18 protein-coding genes are annotated in these 22,009 nt (G+C 64.2%); 9 read left to right on the top strand and 9 right to left on the bottom strand.

Annotation, left to right across the window (positions count from 1 at the left end; all coding sequences use genetic code 11):
- Window positions 1–60 precede the first annotated feature (60 nt).
- Window positions 61–2,310 (top strand): methyl-accepting chemotaxis protein, encoded by a 2,250-nt coding sequence (locus GC1_RS21570; protein WP_019294602.1) that lies wholly within the window; start codon window positions 61–63, stop codon window positions 2,308–2,310.
- 88 nt (window positions 2,311–2,398) lie between these two features.
- Here GC1_RS21570 and GC1_RS21565 read toward each other — a convergent pair whose 3' ends face one another.
- The 6 genes from GC1_RS21565 to GC1_RS21540 all read right to left on the bottom strand — a co-directional run bounded on the left by GC1_RS21565 (window position 2,399) and on the right by GC1_RS21540 (window position 8,147).
- Window positions 2,399–3,088 (bottom strand): ABC transporter ATP-binding protein, encoded by a 690-nt coding sequence (locus tag GC1_RS21565; protein ID WP_019294603.1) that lies wholly within the window; start codon window positions 3,086–3,088, stop codon window positions 2,399–2,401.
- Window positions 3,085–3,840, bottom strand: coding sequence for an ABC transporter ATP-binding protein (locus tag GC1_RS21560; protein WP_019294604.1), 756 nt, complete (start codon window positions 3,838–3,840; stop codon window positions 3,085–3,087). Before GC1_RS21560 ends, GC1_RS21565 begins: the two co-directional genes overlap by 4 nt.
- Entirely contained in the window at window positions 3,833–4,822 is a 990-nt protein-coding gene (locus GC1_RS21555) for a branched-chain amino acid ABC transporter permease (protein ID WP_019294605.1), read from the bottom strand. Before GC1_RS21555 ends, GC1_RS21560 begins: the two co-directional genes overlap by 8 nt.
- Window positions 4,819–5,739, bottom strand: a complete 921-nt coding sequence (locus tag GC1_RS21550; RefSeq protein ID WP_019294606.1) for a branched-chain amino acid ABC transporter permease — start codon at window positions 5,737–5,739, stop codon at window positions 4,819–4,821. The genes GC1_RS21555 and GC1_RS21550 overlap by 4 nt, the downstream gene beginning before the upstream one ends.
- A gap of 68 nt (window positions 5,740–5,807) precedes the next feature.
- Window positions 5,808–6,944, bottom strand: coding sequence for an ABC transporter substrate-binding protein (locus GC1_RS21545; RefSeq protein WP_019294607.1), 1,137 nt, complete (start codon window positions 6,942–6,944; stop codon window positions 5,808–5,810).
- Between the two features lie 306 nt (window positions 6,945–7,250).
- Complete coding sequence (locus GC1_RS21540) at window positions 7,251–8,147, bottom strand: LysR family transcriptional regulator (RefSeq protein ID WP_019294608.1); 897 nt, start codon at window positions 8,145–8,147, stop codon at window positions 7,251–7,253.
- Window positions 8,148–8,288: 141 nt separating this feature from the next.
- Between GC1_RS21540 and GC1_RS21535 the strand changes: the two genes are divergently transcribed.
- From GC1_RS21535 to GC1_RS21500, 8 genes are all read left to right on the top strand, one after another.
- On the top strand, window positions 8,289–8,909 hold the full coding sequence (locus GC1_RS21535; protein ID WP_019294609.1) for a glutathione S-transferase family protein: 621 nt from the start codon (window positions 8,289–8,291) through the stop codon (window positions 8,907–8,909).
- Window positions 8,910–8,968: 59 nt separating this feature from the next.
- Window positions 8,969–9,955, top strand: coding sequence for a pyridoxamine 5'-phosphate oxidase family protein (locus tag GC1_RS21530; RefSeq protein WP_019294610.1), 987 nt, complete (start codon window positions 8,969–8,971; stop codon window positions 9,953–9,955).
- Window positions 9,956–10,091: 136 nt separating this feature from the next.
- The gene (locus GC1_RS21525) at window positions 10,092–12,497 is read left to right on the top strand and encodes a GcvT family protein (RefSeq protein ID WP_019294611.1); all 2,406 of its coding nucleotides are present in this window, start codon (window positions 10,092–10,094) and stop codon (window positions 12,495–12,497) included.
- 4 nt (window positions 12,498–12,501) lie between these two features.
- Window positions 12,502–14,058 (top strand): trimethylamine methyltransferase family protein, encoded by a 1,557-nt coding sequence (locus GC1_RS21520; RefSeq protein ID WP_019294612.1) that lies wholly within the window; start codon window positions 12,502–12,504, stop codon window positions 14,056–14,058.
- A 1-nt stretch (window position 14,059) separates the two neighbouring features.
- Window positions 14,060–14,731: a TetR/AcrR family transcriptional regulator gene (locus GC1_RS21515; protein WP_019294613.1), complete on the top strand. Its 672-nt coding sequence runs from the start codon at window positions 14,060–14,062 to the stop codon at window positions 14,729–14,731.
- A gap of 248 nt (window positions 14,732–14,979) precedes the next feature.
- Window positions 14,980–16,506: a DUF4153 domain-containing protein gene (locus GC1_RS21510; RefSeq protein WP_019294614.1), complete on the top strand. Its 1,527-nt coding sequence runs from the start codon at window positions 14,980–14,982 to the stop codon at window positions 16,504–16,506.
- 13 nt (window positions 16,507–16,519) lie between these two features.
- Window positions 16,520–17,215: a response regulator transcription factor gene (locus GC1_RS21505; protein ID WP_019294615.1), complete on the top strand. Its 696-nt coding sequence runs from the start codon at window positions 16,520–16,522 to the stop codon at window positions 17,213–17,215.
- Complete coding sequence (locus GC1_RS21500) at window positions 17,200–18,762, top strand: sensor histidine kinase (RefSeq protein WP_019294616.1); 1,563 nt, start codon at window positions 17,200–17,202, stop codon at window positions 18,760–18,762. The genes GC1_RS21505 and GC1_RS21500 overlap by 16 nt, the downstream gene beginning before the upstream one ends.
- A 54-nt stretch (window positions 18,763–18,816) precedes the next feature.
- On the opposite strand, the gene GC1_RS21495 is transcribed toward GC1_RS21500, so the two are convergent.
- The 3 genes from GC1_RS21495 to GC1_RS21485 all read right to left on the bottom strand — a co-directional run bounded on the left by GC1_RS21495 (window position 18,817) and on the right by GC1_RS21485 (window position 21,944).
- Window positions 18,817–20,217 (bottom strand): TRAP transporter large permease, encoded by a 1,401-nt coding sequence (locus GC1_RS21495; RefSeq protein ID WP_039135870.1) that lies wholly within the window; start codon window positions 20,215–20,217, stop codon window positions 18,817–18,819.
- A 12-nt stretch (window positions 20,218–20,229) separates the two neighbouring features.
- Entirely contained in the window at window positions 20,230–20,862 is a 633-nt protein-coding gene (locus GC1_RS21490) for a TRAP transporter small permease subunit (protein ID WP_019297419.1), read from the bottom strand.
- 71 nt (window positions 20,863–20,933) lie between these two features.
- Window positions 20,934–21,944 (bottom strand): C4-dicarboxylate TRAP transporter substrate-binding protein, encoded by a 1,011-nt coding sequence (locus GC1_RS21485; RefSeq protein WP_019297420.1) that lies wholly within the window; start codon window positions 21,942–21,944, stop codon window positions 20,934–20,936.
- Between the last annotated feature and the right edge of the window lie 65 nt (window positions 21,945–22,009).

The raw sequence follows: 22,009 nt of genomic DNA, 5'->3' as shown, positions 1-22,009 counted from the left end.
CTATGACTCCTTCAGGCCCCGGTGCGACCGGGCGCCGCAGACTGCAGGAGACCCTGGCCAATGCCCCGACTAACGAAACTGCCGCTGAAACTGAAACTGCCGCTGATCATGGTTGCGCTGACGGGTGTGTTTCTCGTCACCGTGTCCGTTCTGGTCTATTCCATGGCAGAGCGCAGCATCCGAGAAAACGCCTTTGCCGCCCAGAAGATCGAGGCCAAATCCGGCGCCCAGGCGCTTGGCTTCCTGATCAAGGCTGCGCGTTCCGACCTCTCCAGCCTGGCAGGGCAGCCTGCGGTGTTCCGCGCCATCAGCAATTTCGAGCGGGTGATCGGCATGGTCGAGGAAGACGACCCGGTTGCGTATCTCAAGCAGACCTACGCCGCCGGAAACCCCAACGCTGAGGACCGGCGGGAGGAGCTGACAGATGCGGGCGACGGTTCCTACTACAACCAGTCGCATGTCACCTATCACCCCACTTTCCTGCAAAGCCTGCGCCTCAACGGTTATCAGGACCTGTATCTGATCACCCCCGCCGGGCAGGTGGTCTATTCGGTGAAAAAACAGGACGATTTCATGACCGGTGTTCAGGAAGCGCCTGACAGCGGTCTGTCGCAGGTGTTCCAGGCAGCGCTGGAGGCAGAAGCAGGCACAATCGCGGTGGCAGATTTTTCCGCTTACAGCCACAGTCCGGACGCCGCAGCCTTTATGGCCGCACCAGTGTTTGCCAAGAATGGTAAGATCGCCGGGGTGATTGCCATCCAGCTCGGCACCGATGGCGTCGTCAAGGCGCTGACCAGCAACCTGTCCGGCGGCACCCATCAGAACATCTATGTGGTTAGCAGCGACGGTGTAGCCCGCAGCCCGTCCTCCGTTGTGGGCCTGTTTCCGGCACTGCAGAAACTTACGGGATCACCGCAGATCGAGGCCGCCAAGTCGCGCGAGGCAGGCCAGTTCGAAGGTGTCGCCTCCTCAATGGGCGGACGCGCCATTGCGCAGGTAATGCCGCTGGGCCTGCCCGGATTCGACTGGTCGCTGGTGCTGGAAACCGACGAACATACCGCCTTTGCCGTTGTCGAGCGTATCCGCCTGATTGCGGCTGCCATGATCGGCGCGGCGCTATTGGCCGCGATCGGTGTTTCCTGGCTGGCGGCGCGCAGCGTCACCCGTCCGATCCACGCTCTGCGCGAAGCCACCAATGCGCTGGCCGATGCAGATTACAATTCTGAAATCCAGGGCCTCGCCCGCGGTGATGAGCTTGGCGATCTGGCCCGCAGCCTCGACACCTTCCGCGGCAAGCTGAAGGACGCCGATGAGGCCGCAGCCCGCGAAGTAGAGGCTGCCCGCCATACCGCCGCCGTAGTCGAAAGCATGAGCGCGGCCCTGTCAGAACTGCAGCGCGGCAACCTGGCCTGCGACATCCAGGCGCCATTCGACGGGCATTACGAAACCCTGCGGGAAAACTTCAACCGCAGCCTGGAGCGCCTGCGCAGCTCTATGGGCGAGGTTGTCGATGCTGCAGAAAACGTCGGCCGTTTCTCAGAAGAACAGCGCGGCGCAGCAACTGAGATGGCGCATCGCACCGAGAGCCAGGCAGCGACACTGGAAGAAACCGCAGGCGCCATCCGCGAGCTGACCGGTGGCATCCGCAATACCGCCGACCGGGCAGGCCGGATGGACGAGACTATGCGCGGCGCCCGCAGCGAGGCAGAGCAAAGCACCGATGTAGTAACCTCGGCGGTGGCGGCAATGGATCAGATTCAGGAAGCCTCGGCGGAGATTTCCAAGATCATCAACATGATCGACGACATTGCCTTCCAGACCAACCTTCTGGCGCTGAACGCGGGCGTCGAAGCCGCCCGAGCGGGTCCCGCCGGGGCAGGCTTTGCCGTGGTCGCCTCTGAAGTGCGCGCACTGGCGCAACGCGCCTCCAATGCCGCAGGGCAGATCAAGGGGCTGACCTCCGCCAGTGAAGAACACGTTGCCAATGGCGTTGCCATGGTGGGCCGCGCAGGCGATGCGCTGACCAGCATCATCGAGCAGGTCTCAGCCGTTTCCGGGCTGGTGACTGAAATCGCTGACGGCGTCCGCATCCAGTCCGAAGGGTTGGAGAAAATCGACGGCGCCATGCATCAGCTGGACAATATGACCCAGCAGAACGCAGCCATGTCCGAAGAAGCCGCGGCAGCCAGCCAGCTCTTGCAGAATGAATCACAAAGCCTGACGGATGTTGTTGGCCGCTTTGACCTGGGCGGCAGCGGTTCAGCCCCGGCCCAAGAGTTCGCCAGAGAACCGCACCGAATGAGCGCTTGAACATAGTTCCCCCGGCATCAGCCGGGGGAAATTCACAATGCGGGGAAACGGATCAAACTTAACATAAGTATCATTACAGACCTCTCACCTAGACCCCCAGGAACCGGTCCGCAATATCCGCAGGCAGCTCGGCAATCCGGCCCACCCAGGCATTGCTGCCCTTGTTCAGGATCACCGCCCGGTCGGCGATGGCAGACAGCTCCTTCAGCGACTTGTCCACCACCAGGATCGACAGACCCGCCTCGCGCTTCAGCCGGGCAATGGCAGCCCAGATTTCCTGCCGCACCACCGGCGCCAAGCCTTCGGTTGCCTCGTCCAGGATCAGCAGCCGCGGATTGGTCATGAGAGCCCGGCCGATGGTCAGCATCTGCTGCTCCCCGCCCGAAAGCGATCCGGCAGCCTGCGTCCGGCGCTCCTCCAGCCGCGGAAACAGCTCTGCCACCTTGGCCATATCCCAAGGGCCGGGACAGGCCGCGGCAATCAGGTTCTCCTCCACCGTCAGCGGCGCGAAACAGCGCCGGCCTTCCGGCACTAGACCAACTCCCAGCCGGGCGACCTTGTGCGACGGCAGCTGGCGCAGGTCGTGGCCGTCGAACGTCAGCTCCCCCTTGGAGGCCGCCAGCATCCCGCAAATCGTCTTGATGGTGGTGGATTTGCCCATGCCGTTGCGGCCCATCAGCGCCACCACCTCGCCCTCGCCGATCTCCAGGCTGACGCCGAACAGCGCCTGCGCCGGGCCGTAGGAGGCCTCAACCCCTTGCAATGACAGCAGGCTCATGCGGCATCCTCCTCTCCCAGATAGGCGCGGCGCACCTCGGCATTGGCGCGGATCTCATCCGCGGTACCGGTGGCGATGATCTGGCCGTAGACCAGCACGCTGATCCGGTCCGCCAGGGCAAAGACCGCATCCATGTCGTGCTCCACCAGCAGAATCGGAGCCTCTTGCCGCAAGCCATCGAGGAACCCGGTCAGCGCCTTGGACCCCGCAGTGCCCAGACCCGCCATCGGCTCATCCATCAGAAACAACTTGGGCTTCAGCGTCAGCGCCACCGCCACCTCCAGCTGGCGGCGCTGGCCGTGCGACAGGTCGGCGGTGCGGCGGTTTGCGTCCTGCGTCAGCCCGACCCGCTCCAGCGCGTCGCGCGCCTGCTCCAGCAGTTCCGGGTCCTTCATCACATTGCGGAAAAAATGGAAGACCCGGCCCCGCCCGCCAAGCGCGCCCAGCACCGCGTTTTGCAGCACCGTGTATTCCATCGCCAGTGCGGAGATCTGGAACGTCCGCCCCAGCCCCATCCGCGCCCGCGCCACCGTATCCAGCGCGGTCACATCCTGCCCCAGCAGCTCGACCGTGCCGCTGTCCGGCACTAGGTTGCCCGCGATCTGCTTGATCAGAGTGGACTTGCCCGCCCCGTTCGGCCCGATCAGCGCGTGAATTTCTCCGGACCGCAGGTCCAGGGAAACATCGCTGCTTGCTTTCAGCGCGCCAAAGCACTTGTTGAGCCTATCGGTTTTCAGAACCACATCAGCCATGTGCCTTCTCCCGTCCAGCCAGCGCTCCAATCAACCCGCCGCGGGCAAAGAGCACGATGAGCAGCAGAAGCACGCCTAGGAAAATCTGCCAGTAATCGCTGATCCCGCCCAGAAGATGCTCCAGCAGAATATAAAGCGCGGCACCGGCAACCGGACCGTAAAGCCGCCCGACCCCGCCGAGGATCACAAAGATCATGATCTCGCCGCTGGTGTGCCAGCTGAGCATGGTCGGGCTGACGAACCGGTTCAAATCGGCAAACAGCGCCCCCGCCAGCCCGGTGATGGCGCCGGAAATCACAAAGGCCGTCAGCCGTAAGACGAACGGTGTGAGGCCCACCGCCTGCACCCGGTCCTCATTCTGCCGCGCCGCCGCCAAAGCCAGCCCGAAGGGTGAGCGCGCCAGCCGCGCCGCGAAAACCAGCGCCAGGCAGAGGATGACATAGGCAATGGCAAAGAACTGGATCGGATCCAGGGTGTTGAGACCTGGGAATTCATTCCGCACCCAGATCGACAGCCCGTCCTCGCCGCCATAGGCACTCCAGCTGATTGCGAAGTAATAGAGCATCTGCCCGAAGGCGAGGGTGATCATGATGAAATATACGCCCGAAGTGCGCAAAGACAGCGCGCCGATCACCAGCGCCGCAAGCGCGCTGAACACTACCGCCACCAGCCAGATCAGCGGCATCTGGTTGCTGCCCTCAAACAGGAAGGGCCATTCAAACAGCGGCTCATAGTTCTGGGCGTGGGCCGCAAGAATGCCCATGGCATAGCCGCCGATCCCGAAAAACGCTGCGTGGCCCAGGCTGATCAGCCCGCCAAGCCCTAGGGCAATGTTCAGCCCAACCCCGGCCAGCGCCAGGATCGCGGCCTTGGTCGCCAGCGTAATGATGAACGGCTCATCCAGGCTCCAGGCGGCCAGCGGCACGACCAGCAGCGCCGCAATCATCGCCCAATTGAGCAGGCTCTCGCGCGTCAGCATCATGCGCTCCCTCCATAAAGGCCAGAGGGGCGCACCAAGAGGATCGCCGCCATCAGGATATAGATCAGCATCGAGGCCAGCGACGCCCCGGCAGAGGCCGCACTGGCCGGGTCCATGAAGACTGCAAACAGCTGCGGCAGGAACACACCGCCCAGCGTATCGGTCATCCCCACCAGAAGCGCCCCGGCCAACGCGCCTTTGATGGAGCCGATGCCGCCGATCACGATCACCACAAAGGCCAGGATCAGCACCGGCTCGCCCATGCCGACCTGCACCGACTGGATCGCGCCGACCAGCGCGCCTGCCAGCCCGGCCAGCGCCGCGCCGAGCGCAAATACCAGCGTGTAGAGCTTGGAAATATCAACGCCAAGCGCGGCAATCATCTCCCGGTCGGCCTCGCCCGCCCGGATCTGGATGCCGATGCGCGTGCGCGCAATCAGCAGGAAAAGCCCGGCGGCAATGGCCAAGCCGATCAAGATGATCGTCAGCCGGTACAGCGGATATTGAATACCCCCCGGCAGGCTCACCGGCCCCGACAGGTAGGACGGCACGTCCAGGAACAGCGGGAAAGAACCGAACAGCCAGCGTGTGCCCTCAGAGAAAATCAGGATCAGCGCAAAGGTCGCCAGCACCTGGTCCAGATGGTCGCGCCGGTAGAGGCGCCGGATCACCACCAGCTCCATCAGCGCGCCCGCGGCGGCAGCGGCGGCCAGGCTTGCGATCAGCGCCAGCAGGAACGATCCGGTCCAGCCCGCCACCGCCGCGGCGGCAAAGGCGCCAACCATATAAAGCGAGCCATGGGCCAGGTTGATCAGCCCCATCACCCCGAACACCAGCGTCAGCCCGGCTGCCATTAGAAACAGCATCATCCCGAGCTGGAGCCCATTCAGGATCTGCTCCAGAACTAGAATATACGTCATTTGATTTTCCGAAGGGGAAGTCTTGCCGTGTGCGGGGGCACCTCAGGCGCCCCCGTCCGGGTCAGGTCTTACATCTTGCACTCGGCCGCGTAGGCGTCGGCGTGATCGCTCAGGCCGGTGGCGATGATCTTGTTGGTGAAGACGTCGCCTTCCTTGATCACCTCACGCACATAGATGTTCTGGATCGGGTGGTGGTTGTCACCGAATTTGAAATCACCGCGAACCGATGCGAACTCCGCCGCTTTCAGCGCCGCGCGGAAGCTGTCCTGATCAGACACCTCCGCCTTGTCCAGCGCGCTCAGGATCAGATTGGCAGTGTCGAACCCCTGGCTGGCATAGAGCGACGGCAGACGGCCGTATTTCTCCTGGAAGGAAGCGACAAATTCAGCGTTGGCCTCATTGTCGATATCCTTGTTCCACTGCGAAGTGTTCTTCACCCCCAGTGCGGCGTCACCCACCGCCTGCAGGATGCCCTGATCGAACGAGAACGCAGGTCCCACCACCGGCAGGTCCACACCGCTGCCCGCATATTGCTTGAGGAAGGAAATCCCCATGCCGCCGGGCAGGAAGAAATAGACCGAGTCGGCTCCGGACGCCCGGATCTGCGCGATTTCGGCGGCATAATCGGTCTGACCCAGCTTGGTGTAGATCTCACCCGCCAGTTCGCCGCCATACATCCGCTTGTAGCCGGTCAGAGCGTCCTGCCCCGCCGGGTAGTTCGGCGCCAGGATGAAGCTGTTCTTCAGCCCTGCCTCGTTGGCATAGGCGCCCGCGGCCTCGTGCAGGTTGTCGTTCTGCCAGGCGACGTTGAAATAGTTCTGGTGGCAGCGCTTGCCCGCCAGCGCCGAGGGGCCGGCGTTCGGCGACAGGTAGAACACGTTCTGCGCGGTTGCCGCAGGCACCACCGCCATCGCAAGGTTCGACCAGATGATGCCGGTTAGTATGTCCACCTTCTCGGACTGTATCATCCGGTCGGCGATCTGCACCGCCACGTCGGGCTTGCGCTGATCGTCCTCAATCACCACCTCGACACCCTCGCGGCCATCCTGTTCGATCGCCAGCATGAAACCGTCGCGCACATCCACGCCCAGCCCGGCGCCGCCGCCGGACAATGTGGTGATCATACCGATCTTGGTATCCGCCTGTGCTGCAACAGCCAGCGCCGGAATCGCAGCCGCCATTGCAAGCATCCGAATGGTCTTCATTACGTCTTTCCTCCCAGAATATGACCGGCCCTTGGGGGCCTGGGTTCTTGATCAAATGCTTGCGACTTTAACGCCGCCCCGGCAGAAGCCAAGACCCGCCGCAGCCGGCATCGTCGCGGCTGATCTTGCGCCAGCCCTCGGGATCAGCCTACGCAGGCTTGAATATATATTTCAAGCATAAAATATATAGGGCAATATTGTTGCCCGAATTGCTGCAGATGCATGATAATGGCCTTGCTGCAGATGCGAGGGGCCGGCCCCTCGCGCTCCCCGGGGTACTGGTCACCAGAAAGAAGCAGCAGGTTCTCAGGCTGAAAAGCCTTGTCCAAAGCAACCTGCCAGATGATCAATCAGTGCCCGGATCCGCGCCGTCAGGTGGCGGCTGGAGGGATAAACGGCGTAAAGCGTTGCCGGGTCAGTTTCCTGTTGTTCAAAAAGCACTTGCAGCCTGCCGTCGCGCAGGAACGGCAGCGCGGTGTAATGCGGGCAGCGGGCAATGCCGAGCCCGCTGGCGGCCATATGCGCCACCGCCCGGGGGGAGTTGGCGCGGAAGCTGCCTCTGACGGTGACGGTCCGTTGCGCAGCACCCTGGCCAAAGACCCAGGCATCGGGCTGCGGCGAGGTCATCTGCAGCAGGCAATTGTGGGTGGCCAGCGCCTCCGGCTCGGCCGGTTCGCCATGCGTGGCCAGATAGCCGGGCGAGGCCACCACCACCAGCCGCATGCCGCACAGCTTGCGGGCGACCAGCGTCGAATCCTTCAGGGCGCCAAAACGCACCGCCAAATCGACCCCCTCCTCCAGCATCGGCAGATGCCGGTCGGACAGCACCAGCTCCACCAACACCTTGGGGTGCGCCTGCTGGAACGGCTGCAGTGCCTCCACCAGTTCCCGGCTGCCGAAACCAGTAGGCGCGGTGATGCGGATCGGGCCTGCCAGCTCCTGCTGGCGCAGCTGCACCACGTCCTCCAGCTCGTCGAATTGCGCGAGCAGCGGCAGGCACCGCTCCAGATAGGCCCGCCCGGTATCGGTCAGCGTCACCTTGCGGGTGGTGCGATTGAGCAGCTGCGCGCCCAGCTGCTCCTCCAGCCGGGCGACATACTTGCTGGCCAGCTTGGTGCTGATCCCCAGCTGCCGTGCGCCGGAAGTAAAGGAGCTTTGCGCCGCCACGGCGGCAAAGGCGCGCATGCAGTCCAGCTTGTCCATCCCAGAGCCTCCGGCATCAGTTATGAACGACATATACACAATCATTCCATGAATTGGAATATTATCGCCATGCACGGCACAGTGTATCTACCGGGTGTCATCAGAAAACAGCGGCCCCTGCCGCAGCAAAGGACCCCAGACATGGCACATCAGATCCGCATCCACAGCTTCCCCCTTTCCGGCCACGCCCACCGGGTGGAGCTGTTCGCCAGCCTCACCGGCCTCGCCCATGAGGTTGTGAACGTCGACCTCGCCGCTGGCGAGCACAAACAGCCGCCCTTCCTGGCGCTGAACCCCGCAGGCCAGGTGCCGGTGATCGAGGACGGTGAAACCGTCATCAGCGATTCCAACGCCATCCTGGTCTACCTCGCCCGCAAATACGCGCCGTCCTGGCTGCCCTCCGATCCGGTCCAAGAGGCCGAGGTGCAGAAGTTTCTGACCCTTGCGGCAGGCGAGATTGCCTTTGGCCCGGCGGCGGCGCGGCTGATCAACGTCTTCAATGCGCCACTGGATGCAGACTTCTGCGCAACCGTTGCGGCCCGCGTGCTGGGCAAGATCGACGCCCATATGGCGGGCCGCCGGTTCCTGGTTGGCGACACCCCCACCATCGCAGACGTGGCCGTCTATTCCTACGTCGCCCACGCACCGGAGGGCGGCATCTCGCTGGAGCCCTACGCCAATGTCCGCGCCCTACTGGCCAATATCGAAGGCTTGAAAGGCTTCAAGCCGATGCCCGCAACCAAGGTTGGCCTCGCGGCCTGATCCTGCAGGCGGCGGCCTGACGGGCCGCCGCCGCATTTCTCCAGCCACAGGAGGTTCCCATGCCCCATGACCCAGAAAGCCCCTCGCCTTTCCACGCGGGCGAACAGGAAATGCAGCGCCGCGCAGGCAAGCGCGGCATGGCAGAGACCCTGGGCCGCCGGATGATCCGCCCCTTCATGCCTGAGGAGCACCGGGAGTTCTTCGCCCAGCTGCCGTTCCTGGCGGCCGGCGCCGTGGACGATGACGGCTGGCCCTGGGCCAACCTGCTCAGCGGTGCGCCCGGCTTTGCCGTCTCGCCCGACCCGGAACACCTGCAGGTCTCGCTGAACGGAACTGCCGGGGATCCGGTCCAAGCCGCCATCCGCGAGGGCGCACCGCTGGGGTTGTTAGGGATCGAGCTGCACAGCCGCCGCCGCAACCGGCTGAACGGGCGCGTGGTTTCGGCAAGCCGCGACGGCTTCACCTTGCGGGTCGACCAGTCCTTTGGCAATTGCCCGCAGTACATCCAGGAGCGCGATCTGACCCCTGCCAATGACGCGGCCCCCGCGCGCCCACAGGCCTTTACCACACTGCCGCCGGAGCACAGCACGCGGATCGCCCAGGCCGACACATTCTTTGTCGCCAGCCACATCCCCGCCGCCGCGAACCCGGATCGCGAGGGTGTCGATGTCTCCCACCGCGGCGGGCGGCCCGGCTTTGTCCGGGTGGCGGGCAAGACCCTCACCATCCCGGATTTTCGCGGCAACAACCACTTCAACACGCTGGGAAATTTCCTGCTGAACCCGCGCGCAGGCCTGGCCTTCCCGAACTTCGAGACCGGCAGCCTTCTGCTGCTGACCGGCACGGTGGAGCTGCTGGAAGAAGACCATCCGGACGTGACCGCCTTTGAACGCGCACAGCGCGGCTGGCGCTTTACCCTTCACAAGGGATTGTGGCTGGAAGCCGCCCTGCCCTGGCGAACCGGCCCGGGAAGGTTTGCCGCTCAAACCCTGCGCACCGGCACCTGGGCGGAAACCCAGGTCAGTAGCGGCACACCCGCCGAATAGCATCCTCGCGTGAGACCCTGAAATTTTCTCTGGACAAGACTGTCCAGGATCGTCGATGAATTGGACAGAAATGTCCAAAGGGCGGATTCGGGGGAGATCCCCGCCTGCCCGGTGACGGCAGACAGGGAGCAAAGCCATGAAGTCGCACTATCGTGCCGTTGTCATTGGGGGCGGTGTTGTCGGCACCTCCGTCCTCTACCACCTGGCGAAATTCGGCTGGACCGATGTCTGCCTGATCGAGCGCTCGGTGCTGACAGCAGGATCCAGCTGGCACGCGGCAGGCGGATTTCACGCATTGAACGCAGACCCCAACATCGCCAGCTTGCAGGCCTATACCATCGACCTCTTATCCGAGATCGAACAGGAATCCGGCCAGTCCGTCGGCATGCATATGACCGGCGGCATGACGCTGGCAGGCACCCCGGACCGCTGGGAATGGCTGCAATCGGCCTACCGCACTTTCCAGTCGATCGGCATCGACGACTGCCGCCTGATCACCCCCCAGGAGGCTGGCGAGCTATGCCCGATCATGTCCACCGAGGGCATCCTCGGCGGCATGTGGGCCGACCGCGAGGGCTATGTCGACACCACCGGCACCGTGCACGCCTATGCCGGGGCTGCCAAGAAACGCGGCGCCGAGGTGATCGAGCACAACCGGGTGCTGGAACTGCACCAGGTGGAGGGCGGCTGGCAGGTGGTGACCGAAAAGGGCACCATCCATGCCGAGCATGTGGTCAATGCCGCAGGTCTTTGGGCCAAGCAGGTGGGCCGGATGGCGGGGGTGGAACTGCCAGTCTCGCCGCTCAACCACCACTACCTGATCTCCGACACCATCCCCGAGCTGGAACAGCTCGACTTCGAGGTGCCGATGACCGTGGACCTCGAAGGCTTCACCTATATGCGGCAGGATCAGAAGGGCATCCTGCTGGGCATCTACGAGATCGACCATGAGCACTGGATGATGGACGGCGCGCCCTGGGAATACGGGTTCGAGCTGCAGCAGGAAGACCCCGACCGGATCGAAAGGGAGCTGACCCTCGGTTTCGAACGCTACCCGGCGCTGCAAACCACCGGGGTCAAAACCTGGGTCAACGGCGCCTTCACCTTTGCCCCCGACGGCAACCCGCTGGTGGGCCCGGTGCGCGGCAAGCCCGGCTACTGGTGCGCCTGCGGCGTGATGGCCGGTTTCCTGCAGGGCGGCGGCGTCGGCAAGTCGCTGGCCGAATGGATGATCCACGGCGAGCCGGAGGCGGATGTGTTCGGCATGGATGTGGCGCGTTTCGGCGACTATGCGCAGAACAAGCGTTTCATCAAGGAAACCACCGGCCAGTTCTACACCCGCCGCTTCGTGATGACCTACCCGAATGAGCAACTGCCCGCAGGCCGCCCGCTGAAAAAGGCACCCGCCTATGACGGTATGACCGCCGCTGGCTGCCGCTGGGGTGCAAGCTACGGGCTGGAGATCCCGCTCTATTTCGCCCCGTCGGAAGACTTTACCGAAACCCCGACCCTAAAGCGCTCCAACGCCTTTGGCATCGTCGCAGAGGAATGCAAGGCGGTGCGCGAGGCCGTGGGCCTCCTCGACATTTCCGCCTTCTCCCGGTTTGAGGTCTCAGGTGCAGGCGCCGTGGCCTGGCTCAACCGCCTCATGGCGTCGAAACTCCCCGCCCCTGGCCGCGCCAAACTGGCGCCGATGCTGTCGCCTGAGGGCCGCCTCAAGGGCGACCTCACCGTGTTCAACTGGGGGGACGGCAGCTGGTGGATCATGGGCAGCTACTACCTGCGCGAATGGCACATGCGCTGGTTCCAGGACCATATGGGAGAGGACGTCGGGGTGCGCGACGTGACCGATGCCGTCACCGGCTTCAGCCTCTCCGGCCCGAACAGCCGCAAGGTCTTGGAAAAGCTGACGGATGGCCCCATCGCAGACCTGCCCTTCATGGGCTGCGGCACCTTCGACATCGGCATGCTGCGCCTCAAGGTGGGCCGCCTCTCGGTCGCGGGGGAACTGGGCTACGAACTCCACTGCTCCGCTGCCGAGCACATCACCCTGCGCGAAACGCTGCTGGAGGCCGGTGCAGACCTTGGCCTCCGCGAAGTCGGCTTCAACGCGCTCCTGAGCCTGCGACTGGAAAAAAGCTTTGGCATCTGGAGCGCTGAATTCACCCAAGGCTACACCGCAGCGCAGACCGGCATGGACCGCTGGATTGACTGGAACAAGGACTTCATCGGCCGCGCCGCCACGATGAAGGAACGCGACGCGGGCGGCCCGGGTCAGGTTGTTGTGACCCTTGAGGTGGACGCCACGGATGCAGACGCCAGCGGCTATGAACCCGTCTGGCAGAGCGGAACCCGCGTCGGCTTTGTCACCTCCGGCGGCTATGGCCACACCACGGGCAAGTCGCTCGCCATGGCGATGGTGGACCGCAACGCAGCCGCCGAAGGAACGGAACTGACCGTGCATATCGTGGGGCAGGAACGCCCTGCGCGCGTGATTGCCCCCTCCCCCTACGACCCCTCCGGCAAAGCGATGAGAGGCTGATCCGATGACCTTTGAGAATGAAGGCAACCAACGCGGGCGCAGACGGCGGGGACGCGGGGGCGACACCGCCCCTGCCCCGCAACGCACCACAAACTACCGCCAGCTAAGAAACCCCTTCCCGCAAATAGAGGTCTTCCCGGCGCATCAGATCGCGGACATGCATGAAACCGCGCTGAAGATGCTCGAGGAACTGGGCATGAAGGTTTTGCTGCCGGAGGCGCGCAAAGTCTATGCCAAAGGCGGCGCCCGCGTCGATGAAGACAGCGAAATGGTCTATATCGGCCGCGACATGGTGGAGGCGGCGCTGGCCACTGCCCCCCGCTCAATCACCTGCCGGGCGGGCGCACGGGAGCGCGATATCACGCTGGAGCTGGGCAGCCTGGTGTTCCAGGCAGGGGCAGGCGCGCCAAATGCCACCGATCTGGAACGCGGCCGCCGCCCCGGCTCAGCCCGGGATTACCTGGAATACCTGCAGCTTACCCATCACTTCGACGTCTTCCACATGATCTCCCCCCAGGTGGAACCGCAGGACGTCCCCATCCATCTGCGCCATTACTTCACCACTGAGGCGCAGATGACCCGGACCGACAAGTTCCCCTTCATCTTCTCACGCGGCACGCCGCAGGTGATGGACTGCTTCGAGATGATCCGCGACTTCCGCGGGCTGTCTGACGCGGAGTTCCAGTCGGAGCCGCGATGCTACACCATCATCAACACCAACAGCCCGCGCACGCTGGACATTCCGATGGCGCAAGGCCTCATCGACTTTGCACACCACGGGCAGGTCTCGATCATCACGCCCTTCACCCTGATGGGTGCAATGGCACCGATCACCGTCGCGGGCGCGATCACCCTCAGCCATGCGGAGGTGCTGGCCGCGCTCACTCTCACCCAACTGGCTAATCCCGGCGCGCCGGTCTGTTATGGCACTTTCACCTCCAACGTGGACATGAAATCCGGCGCGCCTGCATTCGGCACGCCCGCGCATTTCCAAGCCTCCCTGGCCGCAGGCCAGCTGGCGCGGCACCTTGGTCTGCCCTGGCGCTCTGCCGCCGGGTCCGCGTCAAACTGCAACGACGTGCAGGCGGCCAATGAAAACCAGATGGGGCTCTGGGGTTGCCTGATGGCCGGCGCCACCGTGATCATTCACTCGGCCGGCTGGCTGGAGGGCGGGCTGTCCGTCTCCTACGAAAAACTGGTCACCGACGCCGAAGTCCTGAACATGATTGCCGAACTTTGCGCAGGCGCCCAGGCCGGGACAGACGAAATCGGCTACGCCAGCGCCCTGACACAGGTGGAGCCGCAGGGGCATTTCTTTGCCGCGCCCCAGACCATGGAGCGCTACAGTACGGAATTCTACGAACCCGTGGTGCATGATTATGCCAATTTCGGCACCTGGACCGAACGCGGCAGTCTGGACGCCAGCCAGCGTGCCACCCGGGTCTGGAAGGAGATCCTCGCCCATGATACCCGGCCTGTGACGGACGAAACCCGCGCTGAAGCGCTGCAAGCCTTCATCGCCAAGCGCACCGCAGAAGGCGGCGCCCCGCCGGAGAGCTGACATGGCCAGACGCGCCGCCCCGGTACTGCACCGGGACAACCCCGAGAAGGAACCCCTCAGCGGCCATGTGAAGGTCACGCCGGAGGACTGGCTGAACGTGGCCCGCGACCTGCTGGTCAGCGAAGGGGTGGCCGGGGTCAAGGTGCTGGCGATCGGCGAACGGCTCGGCGTATCGCGCTCCAGCTTCTACTGGTACTTCAAGAGCCGCAAACACCTTCTGGAGGCGCTGCTGGACGACTGGGAGGCACGCAACACCGCGCCCATCCTCGACCATTGCGACCTGCCCGCCGCCAATATCTCCTGGGCGGTCTGCAATTTCTTCCGCTGTTTTGTCGACCCGGACCTGTTCGACGCTTCCCTGGATTTTGCGGTGCGCGAATGGTCGCGCCGCGACGGCAAGGTGCGCAACCGGATCGACGCGGCGGATGCGCAGCGGCTGGCTGCGGTGACGGCGATGTTCGAACGCCACGACTACTCCGCCTATGAAGCTGAGGCCCGCGCCCGGATCCTTTACTTCATGCAATGCGGCTACCACGCACTGGAAGTGCGCGAGCCTATGCAGGCCCGCACCGCCCGGCTGGAAGGCTACCTGCTGGGCTTCACCGGGGCTGAACCGGACCAGCAGGCGGTGGCCGCGGCCCGGGCCTTTGCGGAACAAAAGATGGACCGCTGACTGCAGCACGTCTCGGCCTGCCGCGACGGCGCCGAGAAGGCGGCCCGCTGCACCCGCAGCCGAAAACTGCAGAGGCATACCCTGGGGAAGCCCGCGGAATCTCTCCCTTCAAAGGCAAGCAGCGGACACTTCATCCCTGCACGAAATCTGCACAAAAGCCCCCTGAAACCTGCGGAGACAGCACGCCAAAGCTGCAAGCGCGGGCCTCATCCTGCCTGGCAAAGAGATTTGAGAGCAGGAGACAGGACATGAGGCAGGAACTGGTTATTCACGGGGTGCCCGACAGCATCAGGCTGGATGGGTGGTGGCTGGAAACGGCGGACGGGCCGCCGCAGGCTCCGCACCGCCGCCCGCGGGACGGCGGGCCGCTCATCGCCGCTTTACGGATCCGCCATGCGATACCGCTTCTGGCGGCCCTGGTTGCAGTTGCCGACTGGCTGTTCTGGGAACAGCCCGCAGGCATCTCGGTTGCGGTTTTTGCGCTGATCCTCTCTGCTGCCGTCATGGCGATGAAACCGCGGCGGCCAACAGCCCGGGAATGGGCCGGTGCGGCAGGTTTTGCTGTGCTCAGCAATCTGCCCGCCGCCATTGAGCTGCAGTTCCTGTCGGTTCTGTTCAGCCTCGGCGGTCTGGTCTGCCTTGTGGTCTGGGCGGTCTACGGCCAGGCCGCCAGCGAACGTCTGGCGCTGCGCACCGCCCTGCGCCTGCCGACCATCGGCGCCACGCTGCTGCTGCGCGATGCATTCCGCGCCATGCCCGCCACGGACCTCAGCTCAGGCGCCCGCCGCCAGGCGGCAGCGATGGCGCTGCCGCTGCTCATGGGCGCGGTTTTTCTGATGCTTCTGGCCGCCGCCAACCCGGTGCTGGAGGAGGTTCTGGCAGAGCTGGACCCGGGCCGCCTGTTCGAGCTGGAATTCTGGCTGCGGCTCCTGTTCTGGACCGTGATGGCAGCGCTGCTGTGGCCCTGCCTCAACCTCAGCGGGACATGGCTGGGCAGTGCAGCACCGCCCGTTTCCGTGCAAAAGGCAGGCCCCAGCCGGGCCGCCTTTCTGATCAACCCGGTTTCGGTGCGCAATTCGCTGGTGCTGTTCAACCTGCTGTTTCTGGTCCAAACGGTGATGGATCTTGGCATTCTGACCGGCGGCGTCTCCCTGCCTGAAGGGATGAGCTATGCTTCTTACGCCCACCGTGGATCCTATCCGCTGGTGGTGACGGCACTGCTGGCCGGTGTGTTCACGCTGGTGACGCGCAGCATGACTGGCGCCGACAGAACCCTGCGCGCTCTGGTCTACCTCTGGCTGGCGCAGAACATGTTCCTGGTGCTGACCGCCGCCATCCGGCTGCATCATTATGTCGGAGCCTATGCGCTGACTTACCTGCGGATTGCTGCCTTCATCTGGATGGCGCTGGTGCTGGCAGGGCTGGTTCTGACCGTGATGCAAATCCGCCGCGGCCACGGCAATGCCTGGCTGCTGCGCCGCTGCTTTGCCGCCCTTGCAGGAACCCTCTACATCTGCGGTTTCGTGAACTTCGCCGAGGTCATCGCCCGCTACAACCTGACCCACGGCAGTACGCTGGTGAAACAGGACACATATTACATCTGCAGCCTCGGTGCCGGTGCCTACCCCGCTGTCCATGCCTTTGAAACCGAAACCGGACAGCAGGTCTGCGGCAGCGCAATGCACTATGACCTCTACAAGACCGCCATCACCAACTGGCGCGAATGGGGCTTTCGGAGGTGGCGGATCCAAGCCTATTATCAGCGGCAAAATTGAAGGACCCCATTTGATGCCAGCCCGCATTCTTGTTGTCGATGACGATCCCGATATCCTTGAGGTGACCGGCTTCGCGGTGGAAAAGGCAGGCTTTGAGACGCTTTTTGCCAGTGACGGCCTCGCCGCGCTGAACGCGAGCCGGGAGGAAAACCCCGACCTGATCGTGCTGGACATCGGCCTGCCGGAAATGGACGGGCTGGAAGTCTGCCGCGAGATCCGCAAATCCTCCGACGTGCCGATCCTGTTCCTCACCGCCCGTGATGACGAGATCGACCGCATCGTCGGGCTGGAGCTGGGCGCCGACGACTACCTGACCAAACCCTTCTCCCCGCGTGAACTGGTGGCCCGGATCAAGGCGATCCTGAAACGCAGCGCCCCCGCCGCCCCGGCACAGCCCGAAGCGGTGCTGGCGCAGGGCAGCCTGGAGTTGAATGCGGAGCGCCACCTCTGCCGTTTTGCCGCTGTGCCAGTGTCCCTGACCGGGTCGGAGTTCCGGCTGCTGGCAACCCTGATGGCCCGCCCGGACCGGGTGCTGTCGCGGGCGCAGCTGGTGGATGCGCTGTATGGCTACAACATCCATGTCTCCGACCGCACCATCGACAGCCACATCCGCAACATCCGCGCCAAGCTGGCGCAGGCGGGCTGCGCCGAGGGGATCGTGACCGTGCACGGCGTCGGCCTCAGGATGGGCGCATGCACCCCAGCCTGAATCGCAACACACTGGCCCGAAACGGGCTGACCCGCAAATGGCGGCCGCGGCTCTGGGCTGTGGTGCTTCTGGTGCTGGCGCTGGTCCTTTGCCTGCCCTTTGCCGGGTTGATCCTGTTCCGCTTCTACGACAGCCAGCTGGTGCAGCAGACCGAGGAAAGCCTGCTGACCCAGGCCGCGGTGATGTCGGCGGCCTATGCCGAGCTTTATGCAGGCGCAGCTGGCACCAAGCCGCCCCGCGGGCGCCCGGTCTCCGGCGAGCACGCGGTGTTTCCGTCGCTGTCCGTCAACAGCGAAACCGTCCTGCCGCCCCGCCCCGACGCAAAACCGCTCTCTGGTCCTGCGGGCGCCCCTTACCGGAAGATCGCAACCCCGCTGACCCGCATTGCCAATGCCGCACAGGCGCAGACGCTGGCCGGCTACCGGTTTCTTGACGCCCGCGGCAACGTCTTTGCAGGCACCGCTGAAACCGGCACCTTTCTGGGCCATGTGGAGGAGGTGCAGGGCGCGCTGGCAGGCGAAACCGTCTCTGTTGCGCGCACCCGCCTGCGCGAGGACGCGCCGCCCGCGCTTTACACTCTCAGCCGCGGCGCCCGCGTGCGCGTCTTTGTGGCGATGCCGGTCTATGCGGACCAGACCCTGATCGGCGCGGTCTACCTCAGCCGCACCCCGAACCACATCTTCCGCTTTCTCTATGGCGAGCGCTTCAATCTTGCCAAGGCCGCGGGTTTTATTGCCCTTTCCACCATACTGATCGGCTATGTGTTCTGGCGCTTCATCACCCGCCCGATCCAGTTGCTGATCCAGCGCAGCCAGCTGGCCGGCCACGGCAGCCAGATGTGGGAGCCGCCGGACCAGCTCGGCACCCGCGAAATCGAAGAGCTGAGCCGCAGCTTCCAGTCTCTGACCGGCCGCCTGCAAAGCAAGCAGGACGCACTGAAAACCTACACCGCCCATGTGACTCATGAGCTGAAATCGCCGCTTACGGCTCTGAAAGGCGCTGCAGAACTGCTGCGCGACGACGATCTGCCCCCGGCACAACGGCACCGGCTGCTCGACACCGTAGACAAGGGCGGCAAGAGGATGGAGGATTTGCTGGCCAACATGCGCGCCTTCAGCCTGGCAGATCAGAGCGCCATGGCAGGAAGCTGCTGCCTGAACGAACTCCAGGCCCAGTTTTCGCAAACCTTCCCGGCCCTTGCGGTCAAGCTGGAGAACGGCAGCCTGCCGCTGCCAGTGGCGCCGCGCACCCTGCAGATCATCCTCACCCATCTTCTGGAAAACGCACAGCAGCACGGCGCCAAACAGGCCGTGCTGTCCGCCTGTCAGGACGGCACCGCCACCTGTCTTCAGATCGCAGACGACGGCCCCGGCATCAGTGAAGGCAACGCAGACAAGATCCTGCAGCCCTTCTTCACCACCCGGCGGGACAGCGGCGGCACCGGCATGGGCCTCAACATCGTCAAGGCAACGGCAGAGGCCCTCGGCGGCACCCTGAGTGTCATCCCCTCCAGCAGCGGCGCCTGTTTCCGGCTGACCTTCCGCTGAAATCAGCCGGGCCGCCCAGCAGCAGGCGGCCCGGTTCAGCGCATCAAAGACGTGTCAGACCTGCCCCGGCAGCCACAGTACAATCGCCGGGAAGGCCACCAGCAGCGCAATGGTCACCGCATCGGCTATAAAGAAAGGTGTCACCCCCTTGAACACGTCCTGCACGCTCAGGTCATCGCGCACGCCCGCCACCACAAAGCAGTTGAGGCCGATGGGCGGGGTGATCAGGCAGAACTCGGCCATTTTCACCACCAGGATGCCGAACCAGATCGCGCACATCGGGCCGGACATGCCAAAGGCGCTGTCCGCGGCGGAAACCGCCTCGCCGCCATTGAGCGCCATCACCGCCGGGTAGACCACCGGCAGCGTCAGCAAGAGCATCCCGATTGCATCCATGAACATCCCCAGCACCGCATAGGCCAGCAGAATGCAGATCAGGATCAGCATCGGGCTCATGGTCAGCGAGGTGATCCAATCGGCAAAGGCACCGGGCAGATCGGCAAAGCCGAGGAACCGCACATAGATCAGCACCCCCCATATGATGGTGAAGATCATCACGCTCAGCTTGGCGGTCTCCAAGAGCGCATCCTTCAGTTCCCGCCAGCGCATGCCGTGGCGCAGGGCCATCAGGAACACCACAAACGCCCCGATTGCCCCGCCCTCGGTCGGGGTGCCCCAGGCGTCGCCGCCAAAGGGGTTGTAGACAAAGAAGATGATGGTCACGACGACAAACACGATCGGCAGCGCAGGCGGCAATGCCGCAAACCTCTGGCGCCAGGTGAAACCGGTGACGCGCGGCCCGAAGTCCTTGATCACCATCGCCATGCCAACGATCAAGAGACCATAGATCACTGCCGAAAACGCCCCGGGAATGAAGCCTGCCAGCAACAGCTTGCCCACATCCTGTTCAACGATGATCGCATAGATCACCAGAATGGCCGAGGGCGGGATCAGCGATGCCAGGGTGCCGCCCGCTGCCACCACACCGGCGGCAAAGCGCTTGTCATAGCCGATCTTGAGCATCTCCGGGATGGCGATGCGGGCAAAGACGGCGGAGGTGGCCACGCTTGCGCCGGACACGGCGGCAAACCCCGCGGTGGCAAAGACGGTGGAGACCGCCAGCCCGCCCGGAACCCAGGCCATCCAGCGCTTGGCGGCCTCGAACAATGCCTTGGTCAGGCCCGCGTAATAGGCGAGATAGCCAATCAGGATGAACGTCGGGATGAGGCTCAGCGCCTGGCTGGACACCTTGGAATGCGGCACCTGGCCTGCGGTCTTGACCGCGATGGTCAGCGCCTTGGTGAACCGCGCCGGGTCATAGCCGAACTTGGCCCAGAAAATCCAGATCAGGCCAATCATCCCGGCAGCAGCAGCGGCAAAGGCCACCCGCATGCCCAGGATCACCATCACCAGCAGCCCGGCTGAAACGATCAGCCCAATTTCAATCGGTTCCATGTCAGAAATTCCTCAGCTGTCGTGGCCGGAGACGTGATCCGCCTCCATCGCCGCCTGGGTGGCGGCATCGGCAATCATCGGGACGGCAACGGGCCTGTCCGTGCCGCTGCGCAAAGCACGGCCATAGGCCCAGAGCTGCAGTGAAAGGCGCAGGCACAGCACGCTGAACGCTACCGGCGCCAGCAGTTTCGCAGGCCAGAGCGGCAGCGAGATATCCATCGAGCTGTCGGCGCTCCACCACGGCGCAGCAAAGTCGAAACTGCGCTGAAAATGCGCCCAGCTGCCCCAGACCATCAGCAGCATCAGGATCAGCACAGCGGCGGTGGTCAGAAATTCGGCCAGATACAGCGCCCGCCCCCTCAGGGCGCCCACCAGCATATCCATGCGGATATGGCCGCCGTCGCGCTGGGTGAACGAAATACCCATGAAGGCAATCAGCGGCATCGCCTGCTCGATCCAGTCCACGTACCCCGGCAGCGGGCTGTTGAACAAATTGCGCCCGCCGACAGAGCCAACGGCCAGCAGCATCAGGGAAAACACCGCCAGGCCGCTGAGCAGGGCAAGGGGTTTTTCCAAGCGGTAGAGGTTCTGGTCAAGCGCGCTGAGACGGCTGCCGTCTGTCAGCACGAGGGATGAGCCGGCCATGGCGGGACTCCATCAGTTTTTCAGGAAAAAAGCAGTGGCCCCGCAACGCGCGGCTGCGGGGCGCGGCAGGGTCAGCTGCCGTCGGCGATCAGGCCTGTCACCAGATCGTAAAGTTCCTGCGCAGGCAGGCCGCGGGCGGCGTTTTCCTCGATCCAGGCCTTGGCAGCGGGTGCTGCGGCGGCCTCCTTGAAGGCGGCGATTTCCGCATCCGGGAAGGTCACCAGCTCAATCCGGGCGGCATCCAGCGCAGGTTCCCAGGTGTCCAGCGAGTTGAACTTGTAGAAATCAACGTAATGGGCCAGCGCCTCATCCACCGAGCCCAGCAGCGCTTCGCGGTGTTCATCGGACAGGCTGTCAAGCGCATCGGTGTTCACCACCACCGGGCAGTTCACCGTGCCGGGGTTCAGGTTGGTGGTCCACCAGGTGCCGTTTTCGATGGTGCCAAAGGACATATGCGCGTGCGGCGCAAAGGCCACCGCCTTGACGATGCCGCTGTCCATTGCCTGGCGCACCTCGGTGGCCGACATCGAGGTGGGCACCGCGCCGACCGCTTCCATCGCCTTGCCGATACCGCCGGTTGCGCGCACGGTCAGCCCTTCAAAGTCCTTCAGCGTGCCGGGCACATCGCCTGTGCCGACCAGATTGTATTGCGGCAGCGGCGAAGGCATCAGCAGGGTTGCGTTCCAGCGGGCCAGATCCTTTTGCACTGCCGGGTGCTGGTAGACCGCTTGCGAGACGGCGATTTCCTGCTCCAGCGATGTCACCCCCAGGAACGGCAGCTCCAGCACGGTGATGGTCGGGTTCTTATCGCGGTGGTAGCCGGCGCAGAACTGGGCCATTTCAAAGGCGCCGATGGAGATGCCATCGAGGTTTTCTTTGTTCTTCGAAAGCCCGCCATAGCTGATGTTCAGTGTGAATTCGCCCCCGGTCTTTTCGCTGACCAGATCGGCCAGTTTCTCGACGTGCTCGGTAAAGGCCCGGCGCTTGCCCCACAGCGAGACGTTCCATTCGGTGGCCAGGGCTTCGGTGCCAAAGGCGGCGGTGAGGGCGGCCAGCGCGGCCCCCTTGAGATAAGTGCGCATCAGTGCTCCTCCCAGAAACATGCGGATATGATTGGGGGAGTATCCGGGACGGCGGGCCACCTGCC

It is taken from the genome of Leisingera sp. ANG1 (assembly GCF_000203975.2).
Classification (GTDB): domain Bacteria; phylum Pseudomonadota; class Alphaproteobacteria; order Rhodobacterales; family Rhodobacteraceae; genus Leisingera.
This window is presented reverse-complemented; position numbering and strand designations above follow the sequence as displayed.

Bases quoted from the DNA above. Each gene is read 5' to 3' on its own strand.
- GC1_RS21570 (WP_019294602.1), top strand. From the start codon at position 61: ATGCCCCGACTAACGAAACTGCCGCTGAAACTGAAACTGCCGCTGATC.
- GC1_RS21565 (WP_019294603.1), bottom strand. From the start codon at position 3,088: ATGAGCCTGCTGTCATTGCAAGGGGTTGAGGCCTCCTACGGCCCGGCG.
- GC1_RS21560 (WP_019294604.1), bottom strand. From the start codon at position 3,840: ATGGCTGATGTGGTTCTGAAAACCGATAGGCTCAACAAGTGCTTTGGC.
- GC1_RS21555 (WP_019294605.1), bottom strand. From the start codon at position 4,822: ATGATGCTGACGCGCGAGAGCCTGCTCAATTGGGCGATGATTGCGGCG.
- GC1_RS21550 (WP_019294606.1), bottom strand. From the start codon at position 5,739: ATGACGTATATTCTAGTTCTGGAGCAGATCCTGAATGGGCTCCAGCTC.
- GC1_RS21545 (WP_019294607.1), bottom strand. From the start codon at position 6,944: ATGAAGACCATTCGGATGCTTGCAATGGCGGCTGCGATTCCGGCGCTG.
- GC1_RS21540 (WP_019294608.1), bottom strand. From the start codon at position 8,147: ATGGACAAGCTGGACTGCATGCGCGCCTTTGCCGCCGTGGCGGCGCAA.
- GC1_RS21535 (WP_019294609.1), top strand. From the start codon at position 8,289: ATGGCACATCAGATCCGCATCCACAGCTTCCCCCTTTCCGGCCACGCC.
- GC1_RS21530 (WP_019294610.1), top strand. From the start codon at position 8,969: ATGCCCCATGACCCAGAAAGCCCCTCGCCTTTCCACGCGGGCGAACAG.
- GC1_RS21525 (WP_019294611.1), top strand. From the start codon at position 10,092: ATGAAGTCGCACTATCGTGCCGTTGTCATTGGGGGCGGTGTTGTCGGC.
- GC1_RS21520 (WP_019294612.1), top strand. From the start codon at position 12,502: ATGACCTTTGAGAATGAAGGCAACCAACGCGGGCGCAGACGGCGGGGA.
- GC1_RS21515 (WP_019294613.1), top strand. From the start codon at position 14,060: ATGGCCAGACGCGCCGCCCCGGTACTGCACCGGGACAACCCCGAGAAG.
- GC1_RS21510 (WP_019294614.1), top strand. From the start codon at position 14,980: ATGAGGCAGGAACTGGTTATTCACGGGGTGCCCGACAGCATCAGGCTG.
- GC1_RS21505 (WP_019294615.1), top strand. From the start codon at position 16,520: ATGCCAGCCCGCATTCTTGTTGTCGATGACGATCCCGATATCCTTGAG.
- GC1_RS21500 (WP_019294616.1), top strand. From the start codon at position 17,200: ATGCACCCCAGCCTGAATCGCAACACACTGGCCCGAAACGGGCTGACC.
- GC1_RS21495 (WP_039135870.1), bottom strand. From the start codon at position 20,217: ATGGAACCGATTGAAATTGGGCTGATCGTTTCAGCCGGGCTGCTGGTG.
- GC1_RS21490 (WP_019297419.1), bottom strand. From the start codon at position 20,862: ATGGCCGGCTCATCCCTCGTGCTGACAGACGGCAGCCGTCTCAGCGCG.
- GC1_RS21485 (WP_019297420.1), bottom strand. From the start codon at position 21,944: ATGCGCACTTATCTCAAGGGGGCCGCGCTGGCCGCCCTCACCGCCGCC.